The sequence below is a fragment of the Pseudomonas sp. PDM30 genome (genome assembly GCF_019218985.1).
Classification (GTDB): Bacteria; Pseudomonadota; Gammaproteobacteria; order Pseudomonadales; family Pseudomonadaceae; genus Aquipseudomonas; species Aquipseudomonas jessenii.
Genome location: NZ_JAHUWM010000004.1, coordinates 587,714 through 599,424 on the forward strand (window position 1 = coordinate 587,714; position 11,711 = coordinate 599,424).

Below are 11,711 nucleotides of genomic sequence, written 5' to 3' on the forward strand. Positions count from 1 at the left end.
GGGTGCGCCTCCTTATGGGGTTTCGATGCGCCGCTGCAACAAGTTGATCAGCAGCAACAGGACGAAGGAAACCACCAGCATCAGTACACCAATGGAGGTAGCGCCGGTGTAATCGTATTGGTCGAGCTTGACCATGATCAGCAGCGGCAGAATCTCGGTTTTCATCGGCATGTTGCCGGCGATGAAAATCACCGAACCGTACTCGCCGACCCCGCGGGCAAAGGCCAAAGCGAAACCGGTAAGCCATGCCGGAAGCAGTGCCGGCAGCAGGATATGGCGGAAAACCTGCAAGGGTTTTGCACCCAGGCACGCCGCCGCTTCCTCGACTTCACGAGGAATATCCGCCAATACTGGCTGTACGGTACGTACTACGAATGGAAGTGTCACAAAAGTGAGGGCAAGGGTGATGCCCAGAGGGGTGTAGGCGATCTTGAAACCCAGATCCGCCGCAAACTGACCGACCAGACCGGTAGGGGTGTACAACGCCGTCAGCGCAATACCGGCCACCGCCGTGGGCAATGCGAACGGCAAGTCGATCATTGCATCGATCACTTTTCGCCCAGGGAAGGTATAGCGCACTAATACCCAGGCCAGCAGCGTGCCAATGATGCCGTTGATGATCGCGGCACACAGGGCGGTGCCGAAGCTGAGCTTCAACGCGGCCAGCACCCGTGGCGCCGAGATGATTGCCCAGAACTGATCCCAGGTGAGTTGAGCGGCATGCACGAACATCGCCGCCAGTGGTATGAGCACAATCAGGCTGAGGTACACCAAGGTGTAGCCCAGCGTCAGCCCGAAGCCGGGTATGACGGGGGAAATACGACGCGACATAAAAGTCCTTGGTTGAGAACGCACTGAGCCCCGGAGGTGAATCCAGGGCTCGTTGATGGCTATTTAAGATTACTGCGCCTGATAGATCTGGTCGAATACCCCTCCATCGTTGAAGAATTTCGGCTGTGCGGTTTTCCAGCCGCCGAAGTCCTTGTCGATGCTCACCAGCTCCAGTTTCGGGAACTGCTGGGCGTACTTGGCAGCCACGTCCTTATCACGTGGACGATAGAAGTTCTTCGCCGCGATTTCCTGGCCGGCTGGGCTGTACAGGTGCTTGAGATAGGCTTCGGCGATCTGCTCGTTGCCCTTTTTCTCGGCATTTTTGTCGACTACCGCCACCGGCGGCTCAGCGAGGATCGACAGCGAAGGCACGACGATGTCGAACTTGTCGGCGCCACCCTCTTCTTTCAGGGCCAGGAAGGCTTCGTTTTCCCAGGCCAGCAATACGTCGCCCTGGCCGTTGTTGACGAAGGTAATGGTCGAGCCGCGGGCGCCGGTATCCAGCACTGGCACGTGCTTGAACAGGGTTTGCACGTATTCCTTGGCCTTGGCTTCGTCGCCGCCATTGGCTTTCAGGCCATAGGCCCAGGCCGCGAGGAAGTTCCAGCGCGCACCGCCGGAGGTTTTCGGATTCGGTGTGATCACCGAGACATCATTCTTGATCAGGTCGCCCCAGTCCTTGATGCCTTTAGGGTTGCCCTTGCGCACCAGGAACACGATGGTCGAGGTGTAAGGCGTGCTGGCGTCCGGCAGGCGCTTTTGCCAGTCCGCCGGCAGGGACTTGCCAAGCTTGGCGATTTCGTCGATATCGCCGGCCAGGGCCAGGGTCACGACGTCGGCACGCAGGCCATCGATCACCGCCCGACCCTGCTTGCCCGAACCGCCGTGGGATTGCTGGATTTTCACGGAGTCACCGGCGTGGTCCTTTTGCCAGAACTTGATGAATTCGGCGTTGTAGTCCTGATACAGCTCGCGGGTCGGGTCGTATGACACGTTGAGCAGCTCATAGTCCTTGGCAACGGCGGAACCGGCAAAAAGGGCGCTGGCCAGGGCGGCCAAAGCGAAATGACGAATCGACGACATGGTGAAAGCTCCTGGAATTCTTGGTTTGTTGGCTTTTTCTTATGGGATATCGCGTTGCCTGATTCGCCTCAGCCCGACTTGTTGCCCGGCTGCTGCAAACGGAATTTTTCCTTGCGTTCGATCTGCACCACCTGGGCGTTGTGCACAGTGATTTCCACGGCGCCAAAGCGCAGATCGCGCAGGGCACTCTGGATTTCACGCAGGATGGTGGCTTCGTCTTGACCGTCGACGCTACGCAGGGATGCGCTCATATTGCTGCTCCTTCAACTGAGAGGTTGCCTCGCAGTGTCGGCACTGCTTGCGGCTTGAGAGCAATACTAGAGAGGTGTAGATATTCTTAAAAAGACTATTTAAGAATGTTTATATAACCAGAAGAGATTAACTGTGGAGACAAGAGCTTGAGGTGAATCACCCTCTTTCAGGCACACCAAAAAAACCCTGTGGGAGCGAGCTTGCTCGCGATGAGGGAGTTTCATTCACCAGAAATGTCGACTGATATTCCGCTATCGCGAGCAAGCTCGCTCCCACAGGTTTTGCTCCTACACGATCACCGGCTCATGCATCCAGTCAAGCTGCTCCGCCGGTACCGGCCGCCCGAACCAGTAGCCCTGACCCAGATCGCAATCGTGCTCGAGCAGAAATTCCGCCTGCTCAGCCTGTTCGATCCCCTCGGCATGCACCTGCATGCCCATGCTCTGGGCCAGCGCAATGATCACCCGCGAGATCGCCGCATCATCCTCATCCCACGGCAATCCGGCGACGAAGCCCTGGTCGATTTTCAACTTTTGCACCGGCAGACGCTTGAGCCGCAGCAGCGATGAGTAACCCGTGCCGAAGTCGTCGATGGCCAGGCGCACACCCAGCTCGCGCAGGCGATGCATCTGCTCCAGCGCGACTTCCGGGTCTTCCATCACCGCGCTTTCAGTGACTTCCAGCTCGAGAAACGCCGGCTCCAGCCCGGTTTCGCGCAGGACCTGCGCCACCTGCTGATACAGCTCACGACGGGCGAACAGACGCGAAGAAACGTTGACCGCGACGAACGACAGCACCACCCCGTCCTGCTGCCACTGGCACATCTGCCGGCACGCCTGCGCCATGACCCAGGCGTCGATTTCTGCAATCAGACCGGTTCGTTCGGCGACCGGAATGAATTCCGCCGGCGACACCAGGCCCCGCTGCGGGTGCTGCCAACGCACCAGCGCCTCGACGCCGATCAGGCGACGGCTCTTGAGGTCGTGAACCGGCTGGTAATAGACCCGCAGCTCTTGTCGGTCCAGGGCGCGGCGCAATTCGAAGGCGATCTCGACCCGTTGCTGGGCGTGGGCCGTCAACTCTTCGGTGTACAAGGCATAATCATTGCGCCCCGCGCTCTTGGCCTTGAACAGTGCAGAGTCGGCATTGCGCAGCAGTTGCTCGACGCTCAACGCATCGCTGGGGAACAGGCTGATGCCGATGCTGGTATTTATGGACAGCTGGTGCCCATCAATAAGGAACGGCTCTTTAAGGCCCTCGATGATCCGCTGGGCCAACGCAGCGGCCTGAACCAGTTGCGGACAGCTTTCGGCAAGTATGGCGAACTCATCCCCGCCCAACCGCGCCAGGGTGACGCCCGGACCGAACATGGCCCCCAGGCGCTCGGCCACAGCCTTGAGCAACTGGTCGCCAATGGTATGCCCGAGGCTGTCGTTGATCATCTTGAAGTGATCGAGATCGATCATCAGCAGCGCGCAGCCACGCTTGTGGACCTGTGCCGAGGCCAGGGCCTGTTCGGCGCGGTCGGTGAACAGCAGGCGGTTCGGCAGGTCGGTCAGCGGATCGTGGTGCGCCAGGTGCATCAGTTCGTGTTCTGAATTCTTGATTGCACTGATGTCGGAAAACACCGCCACATATTGGCTCGGCTGGCCGTAGTCGTCGTGGATCAGGCGGATCGTTTGCCATTGCGGGTAAATCTCGCCGCTTTTGCGCCGGTTCCAGATTTCTCCACTCCACTCCCCGACACTGGCGAGCGTGGCAAACATCACCTGATAGAACTCCGGAGAGTGTCGCCCGGACTTGAACAGGTTGGGCCGCTGCCCCAGCACGTCCTCACACCCGTAACCGGTGATTTCCATGAACGCCCGGTTCACATGGACGATCAGACCTTCCCGATTGGTGACCAGCACGCCTTCGCGGGTGCAGTCGAACACGGCTGCCGCCTGGCGCAAGCGCATGCGGTCGGCATCGCGCTCACGCAGTTTGGCGCCGATACCCAGACACCGCAGCAGCCGCGCCCGGGCAATGAAGATCAACCCGGCACTGAACAGCACCCAGACATAACCGTTGATCAGTTGCCATCGCAATCGCTCGGCAGAGCTATCGAAGAAACTGTTTAATAAATAGCCACTGATCTGCAGCCAAACCACAGAAAGCAGCAGATAGAGCAGCGCTGCACGCAAGGCATCGCGATAGGTGGCAGACATCCGGCGATCCATGTCCCTACAAAAAGGTTGGAATTATAGTTTAAAGACACATCCAGCCACTCTTATCTGAAAGGGTGACTGGTTTTCTGTGTGGGCTTAGTGATAATGCAACGGCTGTTTTTTCTTTATCGAGGGCCCTACAGCCTATGTGGTACGAAGGTTTTCTTGGCTTGTCGCCCTGGTCGCTGGTAGCAGTCACCCTGCTGATGACCCACGTCACGATCATCGCCGTCACGGTCTATCTGCATCGTTACTCGGCTCATCGCTCCCTGGAGCTGAATGGCGGCCTTAAGCATTTCTTCCGTTTCTGGCTGTGGCTGACCACGGCGCAGAACACCCGCGAGTGGACTGCCATCCACCGTAAGCATCACGCCAAATGCGAAACCGTCGATGACCCGCACAGCCCGGTCATCAAGGGTTTGTCCACGGTGCTGCGCAAAGGCGCCGAGCTGTACCGCGCCGAAGCGGAAAACCCCGAGACGCTGCGCATCTACGGCAAGAACTGCCCCGAAGACTGGATCGAGCGCAACCTCTACAGCCGCTTCCCGCTGCTGGGCATCGCGATCATGGGCGTTATCGACCTGCTGCTGTTCGGCACCATCGGCATCACCATCTGGGCCATCCAGATGATGTGGATCCCGGTGTGGGCCGCCGGCGTGGTCAATGGCCTGGGCCATGCCATTGGCTACCGCAACTTCGAATGCCGCGATGCGGCGACCAACCTGGTGCCTTGGGGCATCCTGATTGGCGGCGAAGAACTGCATAACAACCATCACACCTACCCTAACTCGGCAAAACTGTCGGTGAAGAAGTGGGAATTCGACCTGGGCTGGGCGTGGATTCAAGTCTTCAGCTTCCTGCGCCTGGCCAAGGTTCAACGGGTTGCGCCGATTGCCCATCGCGTCGAAGGCAAGGGCAACCTGGACATGGACACCGCCATGGCGATCCTCAACAACCGCTTCCAGATCATGGCCCAGTACCGCAAATTGGTGATCGGCCCGCTGGTCAAGCAAGAGCTGGAAAAGGTCGATCACTCGGTACGTCACCAGTTCCACCGGGCCAAACGCCTGCTTTCGCGGGAGACCAGCCTGCTGGATGACAAACATCATGTACGCATCCAGAACATGCTCGAGCACAGTCAGGCGCTGAAGGTAATTTACGAGAAACGCCTGGCCCTGCAACAGATCTGGGTCAAGACCAGCTCAAATGGTCACGACATGCTGGCGGCCATCAAGGACTGGGTACACGAAGCCGAAGCCAGCGGGATTCAATCCCTGCGCGACTTCGCCGATCAGTTGAAGACCTACTCCCTGCGCCCTGCCGCCGTCTGAAAAAACCTGTGGGAGCGGGCTTGCTCGCTCCCACATGGTTATGTGGCGTGCCATCAGTACCGCCCGGCGGGAGCCAGCTTCCTCGCCACACAAGGCGGGAACTTCATCTAAAAAGCCCTATCTCAAAGACACTTCGCCATTCCCGGCAGGCTTGGTGTTGGCCGCTATCGAACGCGCGGCATGCCCTTTGAGATTTGTGTCGATGGCCCCAAAAAACCTGCAAGACTCATCTCCGTCGCATTGGCCCGAGGCCGCGCAGCCCCTGATAGCGCTGATGCATGCCCAACGCGAAGTCGCACGCCTGAGCGAACGTGAACAGTTGTTCAGCACCTTGCTGATGAGCGTCAATGCAGTGCTGTGGGCATTCGATTGGGAAACCCGCAAGGTGCTTTACGTCAGCCCCGCCTATGAACGGATCTTTGGCCGTTCGGCCGATCTACTGCTGGCCGACGGCAATCAATGGTGCGACAGCATTCACCCTGACGACCTGGACTATGCCGAACGCAGCCTTGCCGAAGTGCTGGACAAAGGCGCCGTCGAAGACCGCGAGTATCGAGTCATCACCGCAGACGGCCAGGTGCGCTGGCTAAGCGACAAATGCTACATCAACCGCCAGCCCGAGCCGGGGCAACCGGTGATCATCGTCGGCATCGCCGAAGACATCACCGACAAGAAGCAGATGGAAACCGAGCTGCATCGTCTGGCTACCATCGATGCGCTGACCCAGAGCAGCAACCGCCGTCATTTCTTCGAATGCGCCCACCGCGCGTTCGCACACACCCGGCAACAGGGCGAGCCGCTGTCGTTTCTGATGCTGGACATTGATAACTTCAAGACGATCAACGACACCTACGGTCACCAGGAAGGCGACAACGTGTTGCAACGCATTGCCGAAAGCGGCCGCGCAGCGTTGCGTCGTCGCGACCTGTTCGGGCGCATTGGCGGTGAGGAGTTCGCCGCGGTGTTTCCCGGCTGTACACCGCAAATGGCCCTGCAAGTGGCTGAACGCCTGCAACGGCAGATTCAGCAATTGAGTTTCAACCATGAGGGCCAGACGTTCGGCATCACCGTCAGCCAGGGCCTGACCAGCCTGACCGCCGCAGACGAAAACGTGGAGAACCTGTTTTCCCGGGCCGATGCGGCGATGTATCAGGCCAAGCGCGAGGGAAAGAACCGGATTGTCACTGCCTGACAGGATCACCACAGAACCCTGTGGGAGCGAGCTTGCTCGCGATGGCGGACTATCAGTCTACATTGATGTTGTATGTCAGCCCCTCATCGCGAGCAAGCTCGCTCCCACAGGGGTTGGGGGTGTACTTACTTTCTGCGCAAACGCATCAACTCCGGCAGGCCGATCTTGAGCAACCTCGCCGTCCGGCTCTTCGCCAGCGCCTCGATGCCCTCATGCTCGCTCAGGCGCGCCATCTGCGCCGCCATGTTCATCACCAGCGCTTCGCGCGAGTAAACCCCGCCACCGAGCTGGTAGGCCGCCGCAATCAGTTCGCGCAACTCCAGTGGCAGACGCCAGCGCGTGCGCAAGGCCGAACCATAGGCCGCGCCGAATTCAACCAGCGCTTCGCCCACTTCCTCCTGCCCGTCCAGTTCGCCACCGGCCTGTTTCCATTCCTGCAAACACCGCAGCAACGCCAGATCGCCGAGACGATGCAACATGCCGGCGCAATAGCAGCGCTCCTGATCCAGATCGAGCAAGCGCGCCAGGGTTCTCGCGTATTCGGCGGTGTGCAGGGACAGATCCCAGTAACGCTCGGCATAGTCGGCCAATTGCGGATCGCTGAGCCGGGCACTGCGCTTGAGCGCCAACCCGAGAATCAGGTTCATGCTCTGCCCGGTGCCCAGACGATGCAGCGCCTGGGACAGGTTTTGCACAGCGGTGCCGTGGTGCTGGGCCGCGCTGTTGGCGGCGGCGATCAGCACAGCGGTAACCTGCGGATCGGTGCGGACTTCGTCTTCCAGCACCGTCAAATCGAGGCCATTGGGATTGAGGCTGCGCTTGACCGCCACTTGCACGTCGGTCATCAGCGGCGCACCGTCAGCCAATTCCCGTCGACGCTCCAGAAACACCGACAACGTCATGCCCGGTGCCAGCGACGGCACTTCGCACGAGACTTCTTCGCCAGCGTTCAGCAGCAGCCCCTGCAACCGATGGGTCAGGCTTTGCATATTCAGGGGCTTGGTCAGGTACGCGGCCGGCGCCAGCGGCAAGGCCTCGCGCACGCTGGCACTGTCGTTGCGACTGCTCATCAGAATGAACGGCATCGGCGGGTTGCGTTTGCGCTGACGAATGTTGCGCAGGACATTCAGGCCATCGACGCCCGGCAACTCCCAGTCGGCGATCACCAGGTCATAGGGGTTGGCGGCCAACAGTTCCAGCGCTTGCTGACCATCGGCGCACAAATCCAGCTGTGCATCGCAGCGTACGTTCAACAACACTTCCTTGAGCAGATCCCGGGACCAAGGGTCGGCCTCGGCGATCAGGACTCTTGGAACGGCGGGTAAAATGACGGTTGTCATACAGCTCTCCCTGGCAATGCGCAAACCTTAGCCAATGCTGGCCATTCGATACAGCGCTAATGGGCGGGATGTGTTTCAAGGGGCATGAAAAAACCCGCCGAAGCGGGTTTTTTGTGGATCAGGTCACACTGGGTGATCAGAGCTCGGAGAAGCACTCTTCGATGATCGCCAGGCCTTTGTCCAGTTGCTCGTCCGGCGAGGTCAGCGGTACCAGAACGCGCAGAACGTTGCCGTAGGTGCCGCAGGACAGCAGGATCAGACCCTTGTCGCGAGCCTTGGCCACAACGGCTGCCACGGCGGTCGGGTTCGGCTTGTGGCTGTCGCCACCTTCGAACAGCTCGACAGCGATCATCGCGCCCAGGGCACGGACTTCACCGATCACCGGGTACTTGGCCTGGATGGCCTTCAGGCCGGTTACCAGACGCTCGCCAACAGCCTTGCAACGATCCAGCAGGTGTTCTTCTTCGAACACTTCCATCACGGCCAGGGCCGCGGCGCAAGCGATCGGGCTACCGGCGTAGGTGCCGCCCAGGCCGCCTGGAGCGATGGCGTCCATGTATTCGGCCTTGCCGCACACACCGGCCAGCGGGAAGCCGCCAGCGATGGATTTGGCGAAAGTGGTCAGATCGGCAGCAACGCCCATCTGTTCCATGGCGAAGAATGTGCCGGTACGGCCAGCGCCAGTCTGTACTTCGTCAGCGATCAGCAGGATGCCGTGCTGGTCGCACAGGGCACGCAGACGTTTCATGAACTCTTTCGGCGCGACGTAGAAGCCACCTTCGCCCTGAACCGGCTCGATGATGATCGCAGCGATGTCTTTCGGCTCGGCGTCGTTCTTGAAGATGCGTTCGATGGAAGCGATCGAATCGTCAATGCTCACGCCGTGCAGTTCGTTCGGGTACAGCGCGCGGAAGATGCCGCCTGGCATCAGGCCCATGCCGGCCGAGTAAGGCACGACTTTACCGGTCAGGCCCAGGGTCATCATGGTGCGACCGTGGTAAGCGCCGGTGAAGGCGATCACGCCGGCGCGGCCAGTGGCGGCACGGGCGATCTTGATGGAGTTTTCAACGGCTTCGGAACCGGTGGTCACCAGCAGGGTTTTCTTGGCGAAATCACCTGGCACCTTGGCGTTGATTTTTTCGCACACTTCTACGTACGGCTCGTAGGCCAGTACCTGGAAGCAGGTGTGGGTCAGCTTGTTCAGTTGCTCGGTCACGGCGGCGATGACTTTCGGGTGCACGTGGCCGGTGTTCAGTACGGCGATACCGCCGGCGAAGTCGATGAATTCACGACCTTCAACGTCGGTTACGGTCGCGTTCTTCGCGGAATCGGCGAAGATCGGGTGAATCTGGCCAACACCACGTGGAACAGCAGCGGTACGGCGGGCCATCAAAGAAGCATTAGTCTTGCTCATACATTCCTCATTCACCGCTCATCGGGCGGCGTGGTTCAAGGATTAAGCGGCGGGGAACAACGGCGGCAGCATGCGATGATCGACTGCCACTGCGTTCCCGGCCACCGAGAAAATTCCGGTTTGAAGCGGCGCAAAGGGACAGCGCTCTCGTGCCCTTTGCGCTTGAAGCAATGCTCTTCCGGGGTTAGATGCCCAGGCAGAGGTATTTGATTTCCAGGTAATCTTCGATGCCGTACTTGGAGCCTTCACGGCCCAGGCCCGAGGCCTTGATGCCGCCGAACGGCGCGACTTCGTTGGAGATCAACCCGGTGTTGACGCCGACCATGCCGTATTCCAGGGCTTCAGCCACACGGAACACACGGCCCAGATCACGAGCATAGAAGTACGAGGCCAGACCGAACTCTGTGTCGTTGGACATCGCGATCACATCGGCTTCGTCTTTGAAGCGGAACAGCGGAGCCAATGGACCGAAGGTTTCTTCCTTGGCCACGGCAGCGTTGTTCGGCACGTTGGTCAGGATAGTCGGCTCGAAGAAGTTGCCTTCCATCGGCTTGCCACCCGCCAGCACGGTCGCGCCTTTGCTCAAGGCATCGGCGATGTGTTCTTGCACCTTGGCCACGGCTTTTTCGTCGATCAGCGGGCCAGTGGTAGTGCCTGCTTCCAGACCGTTGCCGATCTTCAGTTTGGCGACAGCCACTTTCAACTTCTCGGCGAATGCGTCGTAAACACCGTCCTGGATGTACAGGCGGTTGGCGCAGACGCAGGTCTGGCCGTTGTTGCGGTATTTGGAAATGATCGCGCCTTCGACGGCCTTATCCAGGTCCGCGTCGTCGAACACGATGAACGGCGCGTTGCCGCCCAGCTCCAGGGACACTTTCTTGATGTCCTTGGCGCATTCGGCCATCAGTTGACGACCGATTTCGGTCGAACCGGTGAAGGACAGCTTGCGCACGATCGGGTTGCTGGTCAGCTCGGTACCGATGTCGCCGGCGCTGCCGGAAACAACGCTGAACACGCCAGCCGGAATGCCGGCGCGCTGGGCCAGTTCGGCCAGGGCGAAAGCGGAGTACGGGGTTTGCGAAGCAGGCTTGAGCACCATGGTGCAACCGGCGGCCAGGGCCGGGCCGGCTTTACGGGTGATCATCGCAGCCGGGAAGTTCCACGGGGTGATTGCAGCGGTCACGCCGATTGGCTGCTTGATCACGATCAGGCGCTTGTCTGGCTGGTGGCCCGGAATCACGTCACCGTAGATACGCTTGGCTTCTTCGGCGAACCATTCGATGAAGGAAGCGGCGTAAACGATTTCGCCCTTGGCTTCGGCCAATGGCTTGCCTTGTTCCAGGGTCATCAGGCGAGCCAGGTCGTCCTGGTTCTCGATGATCAGTTCGAACCAGCGACGCAGCTTGGTCGCACGCTCTTTGGCGGTCAGTGCACGCCAGGCCGGCAGCGCTTTGTCAGCAGCTTCGATCGCACGGCGGGTTTCGGCAGCGCCCATTTTCGGCACGGTGCCCAGAATTTCGCCCGTTGCCGGGTTGTTGACCTTGATCGTCTGACCATTGTCCGCATCGACCCACGCGCCATCGATGAAGGCTTGCTGGCGGAACAACTGGGTGTCTTTAAGCTGCATGTCGGCTTTCCTTAACAGCACCGCAATGAATGCGGAGCAAATTATGATTGTAGAAAGGCGCCTCGATAGGCTGCCGTCAGGGAAATCATTCACCGGGCTGAAGCACATAAATAGCGCACTGATTGAACTCGTGCGGTTCAGCACCCAGACAAGAGCGTTTGAAATCTCAAACGAATCCTAGGATCAAAGGGGGTAAAGGACAATAGCCTGTTCGAAAAAAAGAACGAAAACGACGCTTTTGCCTATTTTTTCTGATCAACGTAGCAACCGCGCGTTACAGCTTCAAAAAACACAGGCGATTCAGCAGCATGGACGCCTTCAACGCATATGAGTATCATGGCGCCCGCTGCACCAGTAGCTCAGCTGGATAGAGTACTGCCCTCCGAAGGCAGGGGTCGTGGGTTCGAATCCCGCCTGGTGCACCATACCGCTGT

Annotated in this window: 9 protein-coding genes and 1 tRNA gene; 3 read left to right on the forward strand and 7 right to left on the reverse strand. The window is 59.4% G+C overall.

The window, feature by feature from the left end; genetic code table 11:
* Nucleotides 1-12: 12 nt before the first annotated feature.
* From cysT to dibA, 4 genes are all read right to left on the reverse strand, one after another.
* Nucleotides 13-831 (reverse strand): sulfate ABC transporter permease subunit CysT, encoded by an 819-nt coding sequence (gene cysT, locus KW840_RS13205; RefSeq protein ID WP_007972956.1) that lies wholly within the window; start codon nucleotides 829-831, stop codon nucleotides 13-15.
* 69 nt (nucleotides 832-900) lie between these two features.
* Entirely contained in the window at nucleotides 901-1,914 is a 1,014-nt protein-coding gene (locus KW840_RS13210) for a sulfate ABC transporter substrate-binding protein (protein WP_102672718.1), read from the reverse strand.
* A gap of 68 nt (nucleotides 1,915-1,982) precedes the next feature.
* On the reverse strand, nucleotides 1,983-2,165 hold the full coding sequence (gene oscA, locus KW840_RS13215; RefSeq protein WP_056726967.1) for a sulfur starvation response protein OscA: 183 nt from the start codon (nucleotides 2,163-2,165) through the stop codon (nucleotides 1,983-1,985).
* A 288-nt stretch (nucleotides 2,166-2,453) separates the two neighbouring features.
* Nucleotides 2,454-4,373, reverse strand: a complete 1,920-nt coding sequence (gene dibA / locus KW840_RS13220; RefSeq protein WP_057712515.1) for a phosphodiesterase DibA — start codon at nucleotides 4,371-4,373, stop codon at nucleotides 2,454-2,456.
* Between the two features lie 146 nt (nucleotides 4,374-4,519).
* Here dibA and desA point away from each other — a divergent pair, with 146 nt between their 5' ends.
* Nucleotides 4,520-5,704 (forward strand): delta-9 fatty acid desaturase DesA, encoded by a 1,185-nt coding sequence (gene desA, locus KW840_RS13225; RefSeq protein WP_057712516.1) that lies wholly within the window; start codon nucleotides 4,520-4,522, stop codon nucleotides 5,702-5,704.
* A 202-nt stretch (nucleotides 5,705-5,906) separates the two neighbouring features.
* Nucleotides 5,907-6,896, forward strand: coding sequence for a sensor domain-containing diguanylate cyclase (locus KW840_RS13230; RefSeq protein WP_218495459.1), 990 nt, complete (start codon nucleotides 5,907-5,909; stop codon nucleotides 6,894-6,896).
* 125 nt (nucleotides 6,897-7,021) lie between these two features.
* Here the strand turns inward: KW840_RS13230 and KW840_RS13235 are convergent, their stop codons facing one another.
* From KW840_RS13235 to gabD, 3 genes are all read right to left on the reverse strand, one after another.
* Nucleotides 7,022-8,236, reverse strand: a complete 1,215-nt coding sequence (locus KW840_RS13235; RefSeq protein WP_218495463.1) for a response regulator — start codon at nucleotides 8,234-8,236, stop codon at nucleotides 7,022-7,024.
* 136 nt (nucleotides 8,237-8,372) lie between these two features.
* Nucleotides 8,373-9,650, reverse strand: coding sequence for a 4-aminobutyrate--2-oxoglutarate transaminase (gene gabT / locus KW840_RS13240; RefSeq protein ID WP_150812076.1), 1,278 nt, complete (start codon nucleotides 9,648-9,650; stop codon nucleotides 8,373-8,375).
* Between the two features lie 184 nt (nucleotides 9,651-9,834).
* Nucleotides 9,835-11,277 (reverse strand): NADP-dependent succinate-semialdehyde dehydrogenase, encoded by a 1,443-nt coding sequence (gene gabD / locus KW840_RS13245; protein ID WP_090452425.1) that lies wholly within the window; start codon nucleotides 11,275-11,277, stop codon nucleotides 9,835-9,837.
* A 348-nt stretch (nucleotides 11,278-11,625) separates the two neighbouring features.
* Here gabD and KW840_RS13250 point away from each other — a divergent pair.
* A tRNA-Arg gene (locus tag KW840_RS13250) sits at nucleotides 11,626-11,702 on the forward strand.
* Nucleotides 11,703-11,711 lie beyond the last annotated feature (9 nt).

Coding starts and splice junctions, on each gene's coding strand:
- cysT (WP_007972956.1), bottom strand. CDS start 831: ATGTCGCGTCGTATTTCCCCCGTCATACCCGGCTTCGGGCTGACGCTG.
- KW840_RS13210 (WP_102672718.1), bottom strand. CDS start 1,914: ATGTCGTCGATTCGTCATTTCGCTTTGGCCGCCCTGGCCAGCGCCCTT.
- oscA (WP_056726967.1), bottom strand. CDS start 2,165: ATGAGCGCATCCCTGCGTAGCGTCGACGGTCAAGACGAAGCCACCATC.
- dibA (WP_057712515.1), bottom strand. CDS start 4,373: ATGTCTGCCACCTATCGCGATGCCTTGCGTGCAGCGCTGCTCTATCTG.
- desA (WP_057712516.1), top strand. CDS start 4,520: ATGTGGTACGAAGGTTTTCTTGGCTTGTCGCCCTGGTCGCTGGTAGCA.
- KW840_RS13230 (WP_218495459.1), top strand. CDS start 5,907: ATGGCCCCAAAAAACCTGCAAGACTCATCTCCGTCGCATTGGCCCGAG.
- KW840_RS13235 (WP_218495463.1), bottom strand. CDS start 8,236: ATGACAACCGTCATTTTACCCGCCGTTCCAAGAGTCCTGATCGCCGAG.
- gabT (WP_150812076.1), bottom strand. CDS start 9,650: ATGAGCAAGACTAATGCTTCTTTGATGGCCCGCCGTACCGCTGCTGTT.
- gabD (WP_090452425.1), bottom strand. CDS start 11,277: ATGCAGCTTAAAGACACCCAGTTGTTCCGCCAGCAAGCCTTCATCGAT.